Here is a 17,652-nt window from a genome sequence, read left to right as displayed (position 1 = left end):
GCCCTCCGCTGCCGCAGTTCCTCCTCGCTTCCTTTGCTCTGCTTCAATCCACGCAACGGTTACTGTCCGCATCGATTGGCTCGTCGCGGTGCCGGCTGAGGGTCCACGTAGGTGCAGCTCGGAGCCTGTTGCGTGGGTTGAAGCAGAGCAAAGCGTGGGGATGTGGGGTGGAGGTGGGAGGCGTCGCCGTCACGAACAGTCACCTTGTGGGGTGAGGTGTCGCCGTAACGGATGGTGACGGCCGAGGTGTCATGGCCAGGCGACCGGGTGGTGTGCGGCCGGGTGGTGCGGCCGCCGGCGGTGTGCCGGTGTCGCCGCCTGGGGGTGTGACCGTCTGGGGGAGTGGCGGTCAGCGAGCGGGAAAGCTGGCGACGAAGGCGTTCCAGGCCGACGGCGGGAAGGTCAGCACGGGCCCGGGGCGGTCCTTGCTGTCCCGCACCGCGACCCGACCGTCGACTGTGGCGACCTCGACGCAGTTGCCGTTGCCCACACTGCGCGTGCTGGTGCGCCACTTCGCCCGGGACAGGTCGAGCGCGGTCATCGCGATCCCTTCGTCGATACCGAGAGTGACCGCGGTGCAGCGGTCACGTAAAGTAGCGAGAAGCCTCTTTCAGGCGGACCAGGGACGCCGCCGGATCGAGCGCCAGCCGGCGCAGCCTCTCGTGCACAAGGCTATACGAGCGCACCTGCGCGGCCTCCTCCAGTGCCAGCCCCATCGAGAGATTTTCCAGGTAGACCACGGCGGCGTCGGCCGCGTCGGGGAAGGTGAGGATGACGTACGGCGAGTTCATCGCGGGGTGCCCGCCGGCCGCGAGTGGAAGTACCTGAATCGTAACGTTCGGTAACTGTGCGACGGCCTCCAGGTGGGCGGTCTGACCTGCCATGACAGCCCGACTGCTGACGGGGCGTAGCAGCGCTGCCTCGTTCAGCACTACCGACAACTCGACCGGGTCGTCGCCGCTCAGCACGTCCTGGCGACGGAGCCGGGCCGCCACCTTGCGATCCAGGTCCTCGTCGCCGGCGGTGAGCCGGTAGACCTCCCGGGCGTACGCCTCGGTCTGCAGCAGGCCGGGCACCGCCTCGGCCTCGTACGTCCGCAGCGTGGCGGCCTCGGCCTCCAGTCCGACGTAGAACTCGAACCACACCGGCAGGACGTCGCTGTAGTGCTGCCACCAGCCACGCTGCTGCGCACCCCGGGCGATCTCGATGAGTGCCTCGGCATCGTTCCCGGTCACCTGGTACAGCGCCAGCGCGGCCCGCACGTCGCGCGGTTTGATGCCGATCTGGGCGTTCTCGATGCGGGACAGGTTGCTCTTGGACATGTCCAGTTGCCGGGCGGCGACATCCAGGGTCATTCCGGCGCGTTCGCGCAACTGGCGGAGTTCCCGGGCGATGCGGCGGCGGCGGACGGTGGGGCTCGCGGTCACCCTCCGAGTCTGTCATGGGAAAAGGCGCAGGTCGCACCACCACGGAGTGCAACTATCGAAAACGGGAGTTGCATTGCAGTGACGTCGGGTGCATCCTTTCCCGGTTAGCGATCACCAAGGACGGCGGCCGGGGAGGACGTTTGCTCATCGCCGACGAGTTCTTCCTGATCGCCCACAACGACACGCGAGGCAAGGCGAAGCTGCACCCGGCGGCGGCCGGCCTCGGTCTGGCCGGTGGGCTCCTCGGCGAGCTGATCCTCTATGGACATATTACGGTCACCGCCGGCCAGCTGACCGTGATCGACCGGCGCCCGCCGGCCGACGCGCTGGCGCACACCGTGCTGGACCAGTTGATCGGGGAGGCCCAGCACCAGGCGGTGCGGACCTGGCTCAGCTTCCTCGCCCAGACCGCCGTGACCTCGGTGGGGGAGCGCCTGGCCCGGGCCGGTGTGCTGCGTCGGCAGGAGACCCGCCGACTGCTGCGGACCACCGTCACCTACCAGCCGATCGATCTCAACATCGCGGCCTGGCCGGCCACTCGGCTGCGCGCGTTGCTGGAGCGGGTGGAGCCGCCGAGCGTGCCGGACGGGCTGCTGCTCGGACTGATCGCCGCCGCCGGCCTGACCCGCGAGGTGCTGTGGAGCGCGGGCCCGCGTGCCCACCACCGGCTCAACCTGATCATTCCGGCCCTGCCGGCCCCGCTGAAGGAACTCGTCGCGCACACCGAGGCCGCCGTGGGCGCGGCCGTGCTGCGCGGCATTCCCTGACCCGGTACACCCCTTCCCCTCCCTAAGACCGGAGCAGCCCATGTCCTCCACAGCGACAACCGAACGACCGAGCAACGTCTCCGAGGCGCTGGCCCGTGGCCGGCTCGGCGTGCCCTCGGTGGTCTTCTTCGTCCTCTCCGCGGCGGCACCGCTGACCGTGGTCGCCGGCGTGGTCACCACCGGCTACGGGGTCATCGGGGTGCTCGGCATCCCGCTGGCGTTCCTGGCGGTAGCCGCGGTGCTGACCCTGTTCTCCGCCGGTTACGTGGCGATGGCCCGACGGATGGCCAACGCCGGCGCCTTCTACGCGTACGTCACCCGTGGGCTGGGACGCCCGGCCGGGGTCGGTACGGCCTGGGTCGCGCTGATCGCCTACAACGCCCTCCAGGTCGGGCTCTACGGCACCATCGGCGCGGCGGCCACGCCGGTGCTGGACCGGCTGTTCGGGATCACGCCACAGTGGTGGATCGTGGCGCTGGTGGCCTGGGCGCTGGTGGCACTGCTCGGCCTGCTCCGGGTGGACATCAACGGCATGGTGCTGGCCGCGCTGCTCTGCGCCGAGATCGCCGTCATCGTGGTGTTCGACCTCGGCCAGCTGGGCAACCCGGCCGCCGGCGGCGTCAGCTTCGCCGCGTTCTCGCCGGACAACTTCTTCGTGCCGGGCGTCGGCGCGGTGCTCGTGCTGGCGATTCTCGGCTTCGTCGGCTTCGAGGCCTCGGTGGTCTTCAGCGAGGAGAGCAAGGACCCGAAGCGCACCGTGCCGATGGCCACCTACCTGTCCGTGGCGATCATCGCGGTGGTCTACGCGCTCTCCTCGTGGAGCATGACCGTGGCCGTCGGGCCGGACCGGATCGTCGAGGAGGCCGGTACCCAGAGCGTCGATCTGATCTTCAACCTGGCCGGGGCGCACCTGGGCGACACCGTCCTCACCATCGGGCAGGCGCTCTTCCTGACCTCGGTGCTGGCCGCCATGATCTCGTTCCACAACACCACCGCGCGCTACACCTTCGCGCTGGGCCGGGAGCGGGTGCTGCCGGCGGTGTTCGGGCGCACCTCCCCGACCACCGGCGCGCCCCGGGCGGCCTCGCTGGCACAGAGCACGCTCGGCCTCCTGGTGATCCTGCTGTACGCGGTGAACGGCTGGGACCCGGTGCTCCAGCTGTTCTTCTGGCTGGGCACCAGCGGCGGCTTCGGCGTCCTGCTGATGATCGCCACCACCGCGGTCGCGATCATCGCGTACTTCGCCCGCAGCGGCGAGCAGGAGACGCTCTGGCGGCGGCTGATCGCCCCGGGCATCGCCGCGATCGCGCTGATCGCGATCATCGTGCTGGCGGTGCAGAACTTCGCCAACCTGCTCGGGGTGGAACCGGACTCGCCGCTGCGCTGGGCGATCCCGGCGGCCTACCCCGTGGCGGCGCTGCTCGGCGCGCTGTGGGGCCTGTCGCTGCGCCGCCGGCGTCCCGACACGTACGCCCGGATCGGCCTGGGCGCGGAGAGCGCCGCGGCGGTCGTCGTCCCGCCGGCGTCGGTCACCGGGCCGGCGACCACGACCACGGGGGTACGACAGTGACGCCGCCGATCATCAACCGGCTCGGACCGGCGGACGCCCGGTGGGTCGCCGCCCGGATCGCCGAGTCCTTCCTGGTGCTGGACGCGACCCGGTGGCTGGTGCCCGACGACGCCAAGCGCGAGGCGGTGCTCGCCGGGAACTTCGAGATCATCGTCGGGCATGCCGCGCGGCACGGCCTGGTGTTCGGCACCGAGGATCGGGCCGGCGTGGCGGTCTGGCTGCCGTCGGTCGGTGAACCGCTGCCGCCGCCGGAGGACTACGACGCCCGGCTGGCCGCCGCGTGCGGGGAGTGGACGTCGCGCTTCGCCCACCTCGACGACCTGTTCGCCGCGAACCACCCGCACGAGGACCACCACCATCTGGCGATGCTGGCCGTCCGCCCGGATCGCCAGGGTCAGGGCATCGGCACGGCGTTGCTGCGTCACCACCACGCCTGGCTGGACGCGAACGGGGTGCCGGCGTACCTGGAGGCGAGCAGCGAGGTCGGCCGCGACCTGTACGCGCGGCGCGGCTACCGGGTCTCCGAGCCGTTCCGGCTGCCCGACGGCACACCGTTCTGGCCCATGTGGCGGGAGCCCGCCGCCGGGTGAGGCCGGCGCGGACACGACGGTGGCCGGATCCCACGGACCCGGCCACCGTCGTCACCCCCTCCTGGTACGTCTAGTACGTCCCGTCGAGCTGCCCCCGCAGCTTCGTCAGCGCCCGGGCCAGCAGCCGGGACACGTGCATCTGCGACACCCCGATCTGCTCGGCGATCTGCGACTGGGTCAGGTTGCCGTAGAACCGCAGCGTCAGGATCTTCTGCTCGCGCTCGTCCAGAGTGGCCAGCGCCGGGCCCAGCGCCACCCGCAGCTCGGCCAGCTCGAACTCGCCGTCCTCGCCGCCGAGCATGTCGCCCAGCTCGGTCGCGCGGTCTCCATCGCCGGTCGGCGTGGACAGCGACACCGCGTTGTACGCGCGGGCGCCCTCCAGGCCCTCCAGCACCTCCTCCTCGGTGATCTTGAGGTGGGTGGCGATGTCGGTCACCGTCGGCGAGCGACCCAGGGTCTGCAGCAGCGTGCTGTTCGCGTCGGAGATGGCCAGCCGCAGCTCCTGCAGCCGACGGGGGACGCGGATGTCCCAGGTCCGGTCGCGGAAGTGCCGCTTCAGCTCACCGATGATGGTGGGGATGGCGTAGCCGGCGAAGTCGACACCACGGGTGGGGTCGAACTTGTCGATGGCCTTGATCAGGCCGACCGCCGCGGTCTGGGCGAGATCGTCGGTGGGCTCACCGCGACCGCTGTAGCGGTGGGCGAGGTGGTTGGCCAGCGGCAGCCACGCCTCGATCGCCCGGTCCCGCAGCGCGGCCCGGGACGGGTGGCCGGACGGCAGCGCGGCCATCGCGTTCAGGAGATCGGCCGCGCTGTCCGAGAGCGAACGCGGGTCGAGCTTCGGGGTCGTGGTCGCCGGAGCGGTTGCTCCCGGCTCGGTGATCGTTGACGCGGTCATGGGTGGTCCTCCCTGCACCTCGTCCGCGGATAAAGACGTGACGCTTTGGTTTAGGTGTGGCTAGTACGTTCGGGAGTCACCTTAGCCTGATCGTCCCTAGGAAATCTAGCCGAACGGACGATGTGCTTAAGTGATTTTCAATCATGAAAGCGGTGATATCGGGCACGGGATCGCACTATCCCGTGTGTCATCCGCCCCGCGGCGACTCGACCGGTTGGCGACGATGGCCCACCGACCGGACAATGGGCGGCTCGGGGTGGCAAGCCGACTGTCGCCTTTCCGTCGTTGTCCCGTCCACGGGACCGGCCTTAGCGTCGACGGGTACATCCTCTGATCGGAGGTGCTGTGCTCGACCCCGCGGTTCCCCAACTCGTCGTCAACAGCCGGACGCTGTACTTCAGCTGGCTGCCGGCGGACCCGGACGCGGTGGCGGCGCTGGTCCCCACCGGGCTGAGACCGCACCCGGACCGGCAGGTCTTCATGAACCAGTACGTGGTGGACGACGACAGCCAGACCTCCGGCTTCGGCTCGTACTCGCTGACCTACATCGGGGTCACCCTGGTCGGCATGGACGCGCCCGACGGGGTGACCCCGGGCGGCTGGTGGACCCACTACGTGACCTCCAGCGAGCGGGTCCGGCACTACGCCCTCGCCCGGGGCGCCCCGGCCCTGGCCGGCCACACCGCGATCACCGCGCAGGCCGAGACGATCGTGACCGAGACCGACATCGGTGGCGTCCCGGTGATTCGGGCCCAGGTGCGCGTCGGCGACACCGGTCACGCCATGCACAACGGCCACCACCGCTACCTCACGGCGCTGCACGGCCAGCTGGTGAGCAGCATCTACCCGGTCGTCGCCGAGCCGTCCACCTCGTTCGAGATCGAGTCGGTGGAGTTCCTCGACCCGGAGCACCCGGTCTACGCGTTGCGCCCCGAGAACCCACTCACCATCGCCTGGGGCTACTACTCCCCGCGCTCGTCCTTCGCGTACCCGGGCGGGCTCACCGTGCTCGGCGAGTCGGAGCCGTTGCCGGACGCGGGCCTGCCGCGCTCCGGTGTCGGGGTGCTGCCCCAGCGCTGGTAGCCGGCGCACGGGCGCCGGCCGGGGTTCACCGCGTCGGTCGGGCCCGCCGGGCGACGTACCGCCGGATCTTCTCGGTGGTGCCGCAGTCCTCCATGCTGCACCAGCGACGGCTGCGGTTCTTGCTCTCGTCGACGAAGAGGAACCGGCAGGCACCGCACCCCTTGATCCGGTCCAGCGGCCCGGTCGTGAGCAGCCCGGCCGCGGCGTGCACCACGGGTCGCAGGGGGCGGGCCAGGCTGCCGTCGTGCCGCCAGCTCCACGCGTAGCCGCCCTCGTGCTCGAGCTGTGCGTGGCCGATCGCCTCCGCCTCGTCGTCCCGCAGCCGCGCCAGCGCCCGCGCGCTCGGGCGCCCGCCGGTGGCCAACGCCCGGAACAGCTCGTCGAGCTGCTTCCGGGTGCGCAGCGACCGCGCGAGAGTGGCCTGGGCTCGGCCCGGGTCGTCGCGGGCGAGCCGGTGCAGCGTCGCGGCCTCGGCCTCGGTGAGCGCGCCCGCGTAACGGGCCCAGGCGACCAGGTCCGGGTAGCCGGTGAGCACGTCGTCGTCCGGCGGCCCGGCCGGGGGGCCACTGCGGGTGTTGACGAAGTCCAGCGCGAGGTTGCCGCCCACCAGGCGCATCCGCGTGACACCGGCTGTTTCCATCAAAACGAACTTTACCGGTTGCGCGTCCGTGCCGCCAATCCTAGGGTGTTACCTGTGTAAGAGGTTTTGGTGGAAACATCGAAGGGGTGGCGCGATGACGGGCAAACGGGCGGTCGTGGCGCTGCTGGCGCTCTCCGGTGGGACGTTCCTCTACGTGACCAACGAAGCGCTGCCGATCGGGCTGATGCTTCCGCTCGCCGCCGACCTGGCCGTCCCGCCGTCGCGGGTGGGCATGCTCGTCACCGCGTACGGGGCGGTGGTGGTGCTCGCCTCCATCCCGCTGACCGTGGTGACCCGCAACGTGCCTCGCCGCCGGCTGCTCTCCGTGCTGCTGGCCGGCTTCGTCGTCACCGCCGTGGTGTCGGCGCTCGCCAGCAGCTTCTGGCTCATGCTGGTCGCCCGGATGGCCGGGGCCGCGACCCAGGCGCTGTACTGGGCGGTGGTCGTGCCCACCGCGGCTGCGTTGTTCCCACCGCACCTGCGCGGCCGGGCGGTCGCCGTGGTGTTCGCCGGCAGCACCGCCGCCCTCGCCGTGGGCGTGCCGGCCGGCGCCTGGCTGGGCGAACTCGTCGGATGGCGGGTGACCTTCCTCGCGGTCGGTGGTCTCGGGCTGGCGGCCCTGATGGCGATCGCCGCCCTGCTCCCGTCCACACCGGCCGGCCGGGGGCACTCGGCCCGGGGCACGACGCCCGACGCCCGCCGGTTCTGGCTGCTGGTGGCGGTCGCGGCGCTGGCCACCACCGGTGCGCTCACCGCGTACACCTATGTCGCGCCGTTCGTCACCGAGGTGGGCGGCCTCGTTCCGGCGGCGGTCGGCACGGTCCTGCTGGTCCGGGGCGTCGCCAGCATGCTCGGCGTCCTCGCGATCGGGCCGGTGGTCGACCGCCGGCCGTGGCTGGCGCTGACCGCGACGGTCGCGGTGCAGTCGGTGGCCCTGCTCGCGCTCTACGCCGGGGGCCACCTCGCGATCGCCGCGGTCGGGCTGGTCGCCGTGGCCGGGCTGGCGTTCGCCGCGCTCACCACGGCTCTCGGCGGACTGGTGCTGGAGGTGGCACCCGGGCGCTCCGACATCGCCGCCGCCGCCGTATCGACCGCCGTCAACGTCGGCATCACCGGTGGTGCCCTGATCGGTGGCCTCCTGCTACCCGGATTCGGGGTGCGGAGCACCGTGCTGGTCGGCGGTCTCCTCAGTGCGGCCGCCGTCCTGTTGGCGCTGGGCGAGAAGCTGCTGCCGCCGGCGCGTACGCCAGCTCCGGTGACCGGGATTCGGGGCCCCGACGAGGTTTCCGCCGGCCCAGACGGGCAACTCAGACAGCGGGTTGGCCCCGTGGCGATGGCCGAGGCGACCCCTACCCGATCAGCGAGGAGGCCACACCATGCCCGGCGAGACGACGAACTCCGCGACCGAGCACCGTGCACCGACGGTGGAGGGTGAGCGGGGTGCGCTGTTGGCCGTACTGGTGATGGTGCTCCTCGGCGTGGCCGGCATCTTCGCCGTCTCCTGACGTGGGGCGCCCCGGATCTGCACCGGGGCGCCCCACCCGAGGAGCCACCGTCAGGGGCGTGGGCCCTGACCGTCGGTGTGCGGCAGGCGCTGCGCCGGGATCACGCCGAGCCGCCCGGCCTGGAAGTCCTCGAACGCCTGGATCAGCTCGTCGCGGGTGTTCATCACGAATGGGCCGTAGTGCGCCACCGGCTCCCGGATCGGCTCGCCACCCATGATGTAGAGCTCCAGCGCCGGGGTGCGGCTGTCCTGGCGGGCGTTGGCCTTGAACCGCAGCGCGTCGCCCGGCCCGTGCACGGCGAGCTGCCCGGTGCGTACGCCGCGCCCGTTGGCGCCGACCGTGCCACGACCGCCCAGCACGTAGACCAGGGCGTTGAAGTCCGGCCGCCAGGGAAGGTCGACCTGTGCACCGGGCTCGACGGTCACGTGGGCGACGGTGATCGGGGTGTAGGTGGAGCCCGGCCCGTGGTGGCCGGTGATCTCACCGGCGATCACCCGGATCAGCGCGCCACCGTCGGGCGTGGTGAGCAGCGCCGCCTGGTTGCCCCGGATGTCCTGGTACTTCGGTGGGCTCATCTTGGCGGCCCGGGGCAGGTTGACCCAGAGCTGGGTGCCGTGGAACAGCCCGCCGCTGACCACCAGATGCTCCGGCGGCGCCTCGATGTGGAGCAGGCCACTGCCCGCCGTCATCCACTGCGTGTCGCCGTTGGTGATCGTGCCGCCGCCACCGTGGCTGTCCTGGTGGTCGAAGATCCCGTCGATGATGTAGGTGACCGTCTCGAAGCCGCGGTGCGGGTGCCAACTCGTGCCCCGTGGCTCGCCCGGCGCGTAGTCGACCTCGCCCATCTGGTCGAGGTGGATGAACGGGTCCAGCTCGCCGGTCGGCACCCCGGCGAAGGCCCGGCGCACCGGGAAACCCTCGCCCTCGAAGCCGGTCGGCGCGGTGGTCAGCCGGCGGACCGGCCGGAACGCGGTGGACTCGTCGAGCCGGGGCAGCCGGGGCAGGACGAGAACGTTGTCGACGGTGATGGCGGGCATCGGGGCTCCTTCAGCTGTCGCTCGGGGTGGTGGTCAGGGCGCCGTCGGCCCCTGTAGCCGCCGGCCGAGCCGGGCGAAGATCCGGTTGAGGGCGGCGACCTCGGCGTCGTCGAGGCCGTCCATCAGGTGGGTGCGGACCGAGTGCAGGTGGTGTGGGGCGGCCTCGCGCAGGGCCAGCAGCCCGGCGGCGGTGAGCACCGCCTCGCTGCCCCGCCCGTCCTGCGGGCAGGGCTGGCGGGTGGCCAGGCCGCGCCGCTGCATGGACGAGATCTGGTACGTCAGCCGACTGGGTGAGAAGACCAGCCGGTCCGCCAGCTCGCCCATGCGCAGTCGTTGCCCCGGCGCCTCGGAGAGCAGCACCAGCACGTGGTAGTCGGCGAAGCTGAGCCCGCTGCAGGCACGCAGATCGTCCTCCAGCCGGGTGAACAACCGCTGGCTGGCCTCGATGTACGCCCGCCAGGCGGCCAGGCGGTCGCGGTCCAGGCTCTCGGTCATGCGGCCACGATAGCATTTACTAAAAATTTGAACAAAGCTGCCGGGTGCGCCACCCGAGCCCGCGTGGGGGACATCCGATGTGTGCTGCCCGGGCGGGATGTGCCAGACTCTGCCGCCGTGGAGCTGACCAGCCCGGACCTGCTGTTGCGTCCCTGGCGGGACGCGGACGCCCCGGCCGTCCTCGACGCCTGGCGTGATCCGGCGATCGCGCAGTGGAATCCGCCGGGTGACGCGGCTGACCTGGAGTCCGCCCTGCGCTGGCTCCGGTGGCGGGCCGACTGGTCGAGCGGTAGCCACGTGTCGCTGGCGGCGGTCGATCCGACCGACGTCGACACCCTGCTGGGCTCGGTGTCGCTGCACCGCATCCACGCGGGCGACGCCTCGATCGGCTACTGGACGGTCCCCACCGCCCGTGGCCGCGGGATCGCCACGGCGGCGGTCGTCCGCCTCACCGAGTGGGCCTTCGCCGACCTCGGGTTGGACCGGATCGAGCTGTGCCACGCGGTCGCCAACCCCGCCTCGTGCCGCGTCGCCGAGCGGGCCGGTTACCTGGCCGAGGGGACGCTGCGGCGCTCGCACCGCTACGGCGACGGCCGCCGCTACGACGAACACCTGCACGCCCGCCTCGCCACCGACTGACCGGGCCCGCCCGGGGCCGGGCGGGACGGGTCAGCGCGCGGTCTGTGGGTTGCGGCCGCCCAGTTGGATCCGGCCCAGCAGCTGGCGGGCCTGCTCGGCCACGTCCGCCTCCACGGTGACCGCGTACTGGTTGGCGCGCAGCGAACTGGCGGAGGTGAAGTCCCGCTTCCCGCCCGTCATGGCGTGCGCGATGGCACCGAAGACGGCGCCCCAGATGGCACCGATGACCAGACCGGCCAGGATCACCGCCAGCCAGTTGCCGACGGTGAAGATGCCGAACAGCAGGCCGATGAAGAGACCGAACCAGGCACCGGTGCCGGCGCCGACCAGCGCCGCGCGGGCGGTGCTCATCCGCCCCAGCACCGTCTCCACCAGGGTCAGGTCGGTGCCGACGATGGCGGTGCGTTCCACCGGGAAGCGGTTGTCGGCCAGGTGGTCCACCACGCGCTGGGCGGACGGATAGTCCGGATACGCCCCGATGGTCACCGTCGGTGGGCCGACCTGCGGGCCGTGGCCGTCGGCACTGGGCGCGGCGGTACGACCGCCGGGGCCTGAGGGGAGGGTGCCGCCGCCCGTCACACCCGGCTGCCAGGCCGAGGGGTTCGACTGTGTGGTCATCGCTCCTCCTTCGTCACCCCCTCCGCGTTCCCACCGCACGCCACCGGTAACGCGCGGACCGGACGGGGCGGGGACAGGTGCGAGCCCCGGTGGGCGCCCGGGACGGGGCGGGCGGCCCACCGGGGCTCTGGGGTGGTTAGGCGCAGGCGGTGCTGTTGAGGGTGAAGACGCTGGGGGACGGGAGGCTGCTGCCGGTGAAGGTGCCCTGGAAGCCGACGCTCAGGGTGCCGCCGGTGGGCAGGTTGCCGTTCCAGGCGGTGTTGCCGACCTGGATCCGGTCGCCGGACTGGCTCCACTCGCCGTTCCAGCCGTTGGCCAGGCGCACCCCGGAGCCGACCGTGAAGCTGAGCGTCCAGCCGGAGAGCGCCGCGCCGCCGTTGGTCACCCGGATCTCGGCGGTGAAGCCACCGGTCCACACGTTCGGGGTGAACGTCACCGTGCAGCCACCACTGGGCGGCGTGGTGGTGGGCGGCGTGGTCGTCGGCGGGGTGGTCGTGGGTGGGGTGGTGGTCGGCGGCGTGGTGGTGGGCGGGGTGGTCGTGGGTGGGGTGGTGGTCGGTGGGGTGGTGGTCGGTGGGGTGGTGGTCGGCGCCGGGCCGGCCGCGATGGCCAGGTCGTACGCCGCCTGCGGCACGAACTCGCCGGCGGCGGCGATGCAGCCGTCCGCCTCGCCCGGCAGCTTCACCCAGAGGAACGCGTCGATCGCGGAGTCACCGGTCGCGGTGGTGCTCGGCGTGCCGATCGCCCGTCCCGGCGGGTCGCACCACTCGGATCCGGCCGGACCGTTTCCGTTGCGGCTGGTGTCGACGACCGCCCGCAGCGAGGAGATGCCGGTGGCCGCGATGATCGACTTGGCGTACCCGACCTCGTCGGCGGTGCGCCGGTAGTTCGACACGTTCACCGCGATACCGTCGGCGCTGTTGGCGATGTCCGCGGCGGTGAGCCGGGAGGCGGCCTCACCGGGGGAGAGCCATCCGCCGTGGCCGATGTCGTAGTAGACCCGGGCCGCCGACGAGCCGGCCTTGAGCGCCTTGCCGGCGTACGCCATCGAGGCCCGCGTCTCGGCCTGCTGGCTGGCGTCCATGCAGTTGGTCATGATGGGGAGCACGTCGGGCTCCAGGATGATGGTGGCCGGGCGCCCGGCGAGGCCCGCGGCGACCTGGTCCACCCACTGCCGGTAGGTGGGGTGGTTAGGCGCACCGCCCGCGCTGTGGTTGCTGCAGTCCCGGTTCGGGATGTTGTAGACGACGAGGATCGGCACCTTGCCCGCGGCGGCAGCGGCGGTCACCAGCGCGTTGACCTCGCTGCGCACCGTCGAGGTGTTGGTGGTGGTGAACCAGCGGCCCTGCGGGACGTTGGCGATCCGGTCCCGGATCACGGCGGCCCGCGGGTCGTTCGGGTTGGCCGCCACCCAGCGGGCGGCGTTGGTCTCCGGATCGACGTAGAAGGCGGAGTCGGCCGCCGAGGCGGGCGTCGGACGCAACGCGCCCACGCCGACGGTGGCGGCCACGGCCAGCGCCGTCGCTGCCGCGCCGACCAGGGCGATCGTGCTTCGGGTTCTCATGTGTCTGCTCCTCGTACCCATCGAAGACAGTGCGTGGAAGCGCTCCCACATGTCGGACAAGGTACGGATTCGTTGCCGACTTGTGAAGACCTTCCGGAACTATCCGGCGCTTCCGCAATGGAATGCGCCGCCGGCCAACCGCCATACGATCACCAGATGCGTGCTGACCGGTCGGGTGTCGTGGTGGTCGGTGCCGGCATCGCCGGCGTGGCGTGCGCCGGGGAACTGGTGCGCGCCGGGGTGCCGGTCCAGATCCGGGAACGGGGGCGGGTGGCCGGCGGACGGATGGCCAGCAAGCGCTTCGACGGTCGCCCCGCCGACCTGGGCGCCGCCTACCTGACGGTGAGCGATCCCGACTTCGCCGAGGTGGTACGCGGATGGCAGGCCGCCGGGCTGGCCCGTGAGTGGACGGACACCTTCGTCGCGTACGACGGTGGTGGGCGGCGGGAGGTTCGGGGCCCGATGCGGTGGGCGGCACCGCGCGGGCTGCGCTCGCTGGTGGAACAGCTGGCCCGGCACCTTCCCGTGGTGGTGGACCGGCTGGTGCTCGGGGTCGAGCCGGGGCCGGTGGTGGACGGCCAGGGGTGCGCGGCGGTGGTGCTGGCGATGCCCGGGCCGCAGGCCGCGCTGCTGCTCGACCCGGCCCTCACCGCCGCCACCGAGGCGGCGGGGCGGCAGCGATGGTCGCCGGCGCTGGCGGCGGTGCTGCGGTTCCCGCGGCGGCGCTGGACCGACTTCCGGGGCGCCTTCGTCAACGACCACCCGCTGCTCAGGCTGGTCTGCGACGACGGAGACCGACGCGGCGACGCCGCGCCCGTCCTGGTCGCCCACACCACGCCGGAGTTCGCCGCCGGGCACCTGGCCCAACCCACCGGCGCCGCGCACGCGGTCGAAGCGGCCGTACGCGACCTGCTCGCCCTGCCCGATCGGGCGGACCAGGTGCACGTGCACCGGTGGACCTACGCCCAGCCCGTCGACGGCACCAGCGCCGGCTTCCACCTCGACGACGACGGGATCGGCCTGGCCGGAGACGCGTTCGGCGAGCCCCGGGTGCAGACCGCCTGGCGTTCCGGCCGCGACCTCGGTCGGGCGCTGGCCCGGCGACTGACCTGACCGCACCGCGGCGGTCTACTCCGGCGGCGTCAGAATCTCGAACCAGACCGTGGAACCCCGGACGGTGGGGTCGGTGCCCCAGGCGTCGCTCAACTCCTCGATCAGACCCAACCCGCGCCCCCGGCTGCTCAGCGTGTCGGTGCGGGCCCGGGTGACCGTGCCCCGTGAACCCGAGTCGGCCACCGACACGAGCAGGCGTTCGGGGCTGAGGTCGACCTCCACCCGGGCCGCCGTGCCGGCGTGCAGCAGCGCGTTGGTGGTCAGCTCGCTGGTGCAGAGCACCGCCGCGCCGATCACGGACTCGGCCAGCCGCCACTCGGTGAGCTGGGCGGTCATCCAGTGCCGCACCCGGCTCGGGGCGGTCGGCTCGGCCGGCACCTCCATCCGCGCCGACCGGCTCGGCCGCAGCGCGTACTCGACGGCGAGCACGGCCACGTCGTCCTCGGTCGCGCCGGGCACCGCCGCGGACGCCACCGCGCACAGCGACCTCGGGTCGCCGCTGGGCGCCGTGGCCACCGACTCCGCCAGGCGCGCCAGGCCGGGCGAGAGCCCCTGCCGGCGCCGCTCCACCACGCCGTCGCTGAACAGCAGCAACGTGTCGCCCGGCGAGAAGGCGACGGTACGCGTCGCGGCGCGGTAGCCGATCCCCAGCGGTGCGCCGGAGGGCACGTCGACGTACTCGGCCCTCGGCTCGCCGGCCGGTGAACAGCGACGGACCAGCGGCGCCGGATGGCCGGCACTGGCCAGGGTGAGTTCCTCCCGGTCGACGTCGATGACGCCGAACGCCACGGTGACGAACAACTCGTGCGTGCCGGCCTCGGCGCCGAGACTGCTCACCAGGCGGTCGAGCCCGGTGAGCACCTGGTCGGGACGCGGGTCGTTGAGCGCCAGCGCGCGCAGCGCGGCGCGGACCTGACCCATCCGGGCCGCGGCCTGCACGTCGTGCCCGGCGACATCGCCGAGGACCACGCCCAGGTCGCCGGTGGGCAGCACGAACGCGTCGTAGAAGTCACCGCCCGCCGCGTTACCGTCGACGCCCGGGTCGTAACGCGCCGCGATCCGCAGGCGAGGCAGGCCCGGCAGACTCTCCGGCAGCATGCTGCGTTGCAACAGCTGGGCGGTGCCGTGCTGGGTCTCGAATCGGCGGGCCCGCTCGGTGGCCTGGCCGACCAGCTCGGCCGACGCCGCCAACAGCGCGCGCTCCGGCGCGGACCAGGCGTGCGGGGACCGGTAGCCGACGGTCAGCGCGCCCCGCACCACCGACCCCCGCAGCGGCACCGCCGCCAGGGCACGGACCTTCTGGTCGTGCCGGTCGACCGCGATGTCGCGCAGGGGCTGACCGTCGTCGGTGAAGACCGCCTGACCGCTGCGCGCGGTGGCCACCGCCGGGGCCGGCCAGTCCGCCGGGCCGCGCCGCCACAACGGGGGCAGCCGCTCGTCCGCCTCGTCGACCAGCTCGCCCCGGACCCGCCGGACCATGCGCCACCCACCGCCGCCGTCGTCGACGGCGAACGAGACGCGGTCGGCGTCGAACGAGGTGATCGCGTAGCGCAGCGCGACCCGGGCCACGTCGTCCAGGGTGAGGGTGCCGGACAGCGCCGCGGCGAAGTCGCTGAGCTCCCGCAGCTGCCGGGTGGCCGGGCTGGTCTCGGCGACCACGGCGAGCACGCCCACGATCCGGCCGCGGCTGTCCCGCACGGCGGAGCAGGCCCGGGTGTAGACGGCCTGATCGGGGTCGCCGGCGGCACGGCGGAGCGGGAACGGGACATTCCGCTCCAGGAACGCCTCAGCGGTGCGGTAGGTGTGTTCGATGATGTCGCCGACGCCCGGGCGCTGCCAGACCTCCGCGAAGACCTCCGCGGCGGGCCGCCCCACGGCCTGCGGATGACGATCGCCGATCAGTTCCGCGTACGCCTCGTTGTAGAGCAGCAGCAACTGGTCGCCGAGGTGCAGTGCCATCGGCGCGGGGGAGGCGAGCACCACCTCGACGGTCGCCCGGACGGCCGGATCCCAGGACTCGTACGGGCCGAGGGCGGTGGCGCCCCACGGGTGGTGGCCGACGGGTGGGGTGCCCTGCGCCGCCGCCCCCTCGACGGGGCCGGCTGACGCGGGAACCCGCCCGACCGTTCCTGGCATGAACGCAGCCTAGTCCGCCCGCTCGGAAGGTGTTTCCGATCATCGGCCGGGCGCGTCGCGCCGGGACATCAGAGCAGGTCACAGCCGGTCCGTCGCGATCTGTCCGGAAAAAGGAGCTGACCGGCGCGGCGTGCTCACCGGGCGAAGGGGTAAGCGCGCGGGGCAAACCATCGACAGGAGGGACATCATGCCGGAAACCCTCGCGGCCAGGCAGGTCAACATCGGTGACGCTGCGGCCGACATGTGGAGGTCGGTGCTGCTGTTCGTGCCGCGGGCCATCGCGTTCATCGCGATCCTGGTGGTCGGATGGCTCATCGCCAGAGCCGTACTCAAGATCGTGGACGCGGTCCTGGAACGGGTGGGGTTCGACCGAGCGGTCGAACGGGGCGGTATCAAGCGTGCGCTGGAACGGACGAGGTACGACGCCAGTGACATTCTGGCGAGACTGGCGTACTACGCCGTGCTGCTGTTCACGCTGCAGTTCGCCTTCGGTGTCTGGGGGCCCAACGCGATCAGCGACCTGATCTCGGGCGTGGTGGCGTGGCTGCCGAGGGCCTTCGTGGCGATCGTCATCGTGGTGATCGCCGCCGCGATCGCCAACGCGGTGCGGGACCTCGTCACCGGCGCGCTCGGCGGGCTGTCGTACGGCCGGTTCGTGGCCGATGTGACGGCGATCTTCATCATCGCGCTGGGTGTCATCGCGGCGCTCAACCAGGTCGGCATCGCCACTACCGTCACCCAACCCGTGCTGATCGCGGTGCTAGCCACGGTGGCCGGCATCCTGATCATCGGCGTTGGCGGTGGTCTGGTGCGGCCGATGCAGAATCGCTGGGAAGGCTGGCTCAACCGGGTCGCCGAGGAGTCGCGGGCGATCCGCGACCAGCGGCAGGGGGCCGAGGCCGGCCGCGGCGACATGCAGCGGCAGATGGCCGACCGGGCGGGTGCCGGGCGTACCCAGCCGGCCTCCCGGGGGCAGGAGTCCTCGATGGCCGGGGGGCGCGGCACCTACCAGTCAGGGACGACGGGCGACGAGACCCAGCAGTTCCGTCCGTGACGGTGGTTCGCGTCGACGCGAGGAAGACGGGTGTCCGCCGCGCGGTGGGCACCCGTCGACCGGTCTATTACAGCGGCGGTGGCTGCGGGGCCCGCTGACCCAGCCCGACGGTCAGCGCGCAGACGGCGAGCAGGCGCAGCAGCACCCAGTCCGGCTCCGACCAGTCGACCTCGCCGCCGGGTGGCTGCCAGCCGTGTTCCACCGCGGCGGCGCGTACCCCCTCGGCGTAGCCGGCGAGGGAGGCGGCGGTCAACGGTCGGCGGTCACCGTGCAGGCTGTCCCGCACCGCGGCGGCGTGCTGGTCGATCACGGCGAGCAGGCCCGGCCGGGCGGTGGCGGCGGCGAGCCCGTCGAGACCGACGGCGTTGGCGAGCGCGACGAGACTGGACCGCGCCGAGTCGACGGCGGTGGGGGAGAGGACCTGGTTCGACGGCACGCGCATGGGGAACGAATCTAGCCAACGCGTACCGGCACCGACCTCGGCCGCTCGGCTGGTCACGGCATCCTCCGTGGGTG

The 17,652-nt window shown here is 72.5% G+C and carries 18 protein-coding genes; 8 read left to right on the top strand and 10 right to left on the bottom strand.

The window, feature by feature from the left end; translation table 11 throughout:
• Window positions 1-349: 349 nt before the first annotated feature.
• Both O7615_RS32825 and O7615_RS32820 read right to left on the bottom strand, forming a co-directional pair.
• Complete coding sequence (locus O7615_RS32825) at window positions 350-541, bottom strand: DUF397 domain-containing protein (protein WP_278181673.1); 192 nt, start codon at window positions 539-541, stop codon at window positions 350-352.
• A 43-nt stretch (window positions 542-584) separates the two neighbouring features.
• Window positions 585-1,427, bottom strand: coding sequence for a helix-turn-helix transcriptional regulator (locus tag O7615_RS32820; RefSeq protein WP_278181672.1), 843 nt, complete (start codon window positions 1,425-1,427; stop codon window positions 585-587).
• A gap of 140 nt (window positions 1,428-1,567) precedes the next feature.
• Here O7615_RS32820 and O7615_RS32815 point away from each other — a divergent pair, with 140 nt between their 5' ends.
• The 3 genes from O7615_RS32815 to O7615_RS32805 are packed head-to-tail and all read left to right on the top strand — an operon-like array spanning window position 1,568 to window position 4,354.
• The gene (locus O7615_RS32815) at window positions 1,568-2,194 is read left to right on the top strand and encodes a GPP34 family phosphoprotein (protein ID WP_278181671.1); all 627 of its coding nucleotides are present in this window, start codon (window positions 1,568-1,570) and stop codon (window positions 2,192-2,194) included.
• A 40-nt stretch (window positions 2,195-2,234) separates the two neighbouring features.
• On the top strand, window positions 2,235-3,764 hold the full coding sequence (locus O7615_RS32810; protein ID WP_278181670.1) for an APC family permease: 1,530 nt from the start codon (window positions 2,235-2,237) through the stop codon (window positions 3,762-3,764).
• On the top strand, window positions 3,761-4,354 hold the full coding sequence (locus tag O7615_RS32805; RefSeq protein WP_278181669.1) for a GNAT family N-acetyltransferase: 594 nt from the start codon (window positions 3,761-3,763) through the stop codon (window positions 4,352-4,354). The genes O7615_RS32810 and O7615_RS32805 overlap by 4 nt, the downstream gene beginning before the upstream one ends.
• Before the next feature lie 70 nt (window positions 4,355-4,424).
• Here the strand turns inward: O7615_RS32805 and O7615_RS32800 are convergent, their stop codons facing one another.
• On the bottom strand, window positions 4,425-5,252 hold the full coding sequence (locus O7615_RS32800) for a SigB/SigF/SigG family RNA polymerase sigma factor (RefSeq protein ID WP_278181668.1): 828 nt from the start codon (window positions 5,250-5,252) through the stop codon (window positions 4,425-4,427).
• Between the two features lie 345 nt (window positions 5,253-5,597).
• Here O7615_RS32800 and O7615_RS32795 point away from each other — a divergent pair, with 345 nt between their 5' ends.
• The gene (locus O7615_RS32795; protein ID WP_278181667.1) at window positions 5,598-6,335 is read left to right on the top strand and encodes a hypothetical protein; all 738 of its coding nucleotides are present in this window, start codon (window positions 5,598-5,600) and stop codon (window positions 6,333-6,335) included.
• 25 nt (window positions 6,336-6,360) lie between these two features.
• Here the strand turns inward: O7615_RS32795 and O7615_RS32790 are convergent, their stop codons facing one another.
• Window positions 6,361-6,975 (bottom strand): ABATE domain-containing protein, encoded by a 615-nt coding sequence (locus tag O7615_RS32790; RefSeq protein ID WP_278181666.1) that lies wholly within the window; start codon window positions 6,973-6,975, stop codon window positions 6,361-6,363.
• A 94-nt stretch (window positions 6,976-7,069) separates the two neighbouring features.
• On the opposite strand from O7615_RS32790, the gene O7615_RS32785 reads away from it, so the two are divergent.
• Complete coding sequence (locus O7615_RS32785) at window positions 7,070-8,410, top strand: MFS transporter (protein ID WP_278181665.1); 1,341 nt, start codon at window positions 7,070-7,072, stop codon at window positions 8,408-8,410.
• Window positions 8,411-8,530: 120 nt separating this feature from the next.
• Here the strand turns inward: O7615_RS32785 and O7615_RS32780 are convergent, their stop codons facing one another.
• Together O7615_RS32780 and O7615_RS32775 are read right to left on the bottom strand one after the other, a co-directional pair.
• Entirely contained in the window at window positions 8,531-9,517 is a 987-nt protein-coding gene (locus O7615_RS32780; protein ID WP_278181664.1) for a pirin family protein, read from the bottom strand.
• 33 nt (window positions 9,518-9,550) lie between these two features.
• Complete coding sequence (locus O7615_RS32775) at window positions 9,551-10,012, bottom strand: MarR family transcriptional regulator (RefSeq protein WP_278181663.1); 462 nt, start codon at window positions 10,010-10,012, stop codon at window positions 9,551-9,553.
• A 117-nt stretch (window positions 10,013-10,129) separates the two neighbouring features.
• Between O7615_RS32775 and O7615_RS32770 the strand changes: the two genes are divergently transcribed.
• Window positions 10,130-10,651, top strand: a complete 522-nt coding sequence (locus O7615_RS32770) for a GNAT family protein (RefSeq protein ID WP_278181661.1) — start codon at window positions 10,130-10,132, stop codon at window positions 10,649-10,651.
• Window positions 10,652-10,681: 30 nt separating this feature from the next.
• Here O7615_RS32770 and O7615_RS32765 read toward each other — a convergent pair whose 3' ends face one another.
• A complete protein-coding gene (locus O7615_RS32765) occupies window positions 10,682-11,269 on the bottom strand; it encodes a general stress protein (protein WP_278181660.1) in 588 nt (195 codons plus the stop codon).
• A gap of 136 nt (window positions 11,270-11,405) precedes the next feature.
• Window positions 11,406-12,833 carry a glycoside hydrolase family 6 protein gene (locus tag O7615_RS32760; protein WP_278181659.1) on the bottom strand — a complete coding sequence of 476 codons (1,428 nt, stop codon included), beginning with the start codon at window positions 12,831-12,833 and terminating at the stop codon, window positions 11,406-11,408.
• 156 nt (window positions 12,834-12,989) lie between these two features.
• Between O7615_RS32760 and O7615_RS32755 the strand changes: the two genes are divergently transcribed.
• Window positions 12,990-13,946 carry an FAD-dependent oxidoreductase gene (locus O7615_RS32755; RefSeq protein ID WP_278181658.1) on the top strand — a complete coding sequence of 319 codons (957 nt, stop codon included), beginning with the start codon at window positions 12,990-12,992 and terminating at the stop codon, window positions 13,944-13,946.
• A 15-nt stretch (window positions 13,947-13,961) separates the two neighbouring features.
• On the opposite strand, the gene O7615_RS32750 is transcribed toward O7615_RS32755, so the two are convergent.
• The gene (locus tag O7615_RS32750; RefSeq protein WP_278181657.1) at window positions 13,962-16,082 is read right to left on the bottom strand and encodes a SpoIIE family protein phosphatase; all 2,121 of its coding nucleotides are present in this window, start codon (window positions 16,080-16,082) and stop codon (window positions 13,962-13,964) included.
• Window positions 16,083-16,269: 187 nt separating this feature from the next.
• On the opposite strand from O7615_RS32750, the gene O7615_RS32745 reads away from it, so the two are divergent.
• Complete coding sequence (locus tag O7615_RS32745) at window positions 16,270-17,136, top strand: hypothetical protein (RefSeq protein WP_278181656.1); 867 nt, start codon at window positions 16,270-16,272, stop codon at window positions 17,134-17,136.
• A 67-nt stretch (window positions 17,137-17,203) separates the two neighbouring features.
• On the opposite strand, the gene O7615_RS32740 is transcribed toward O7615_RS32745, so the two are convergent.
• On the bottom strand, window positions 17,204-17,578 hold the full coding sequence (locus O7615_RS32740) for a DUF6401 family natural product biosynthesis protein (RefSeq protein ID WP_278181655.1): 375 nt from the start codon (window positions 17,576-17,578) through the stop codon (window positions 17,204-17,206).
• Window positions 17,579-17,652: the final 74 nt, after the last annotated feature.

Origin of the sequence: Micromonospora sp. WMMD1082 (assembly GCF_029626175.1) — a bacterium.
GTDB lineage: Bacteria > Actinomycetota > Actinomycetes > Mycobacteriales > Micromonosporaceae > Micromonospora.
Note: the sequence above shows the minus strand (reverse complement) of the source record. Positions and strands in the feature narration are given on the sequence as shown.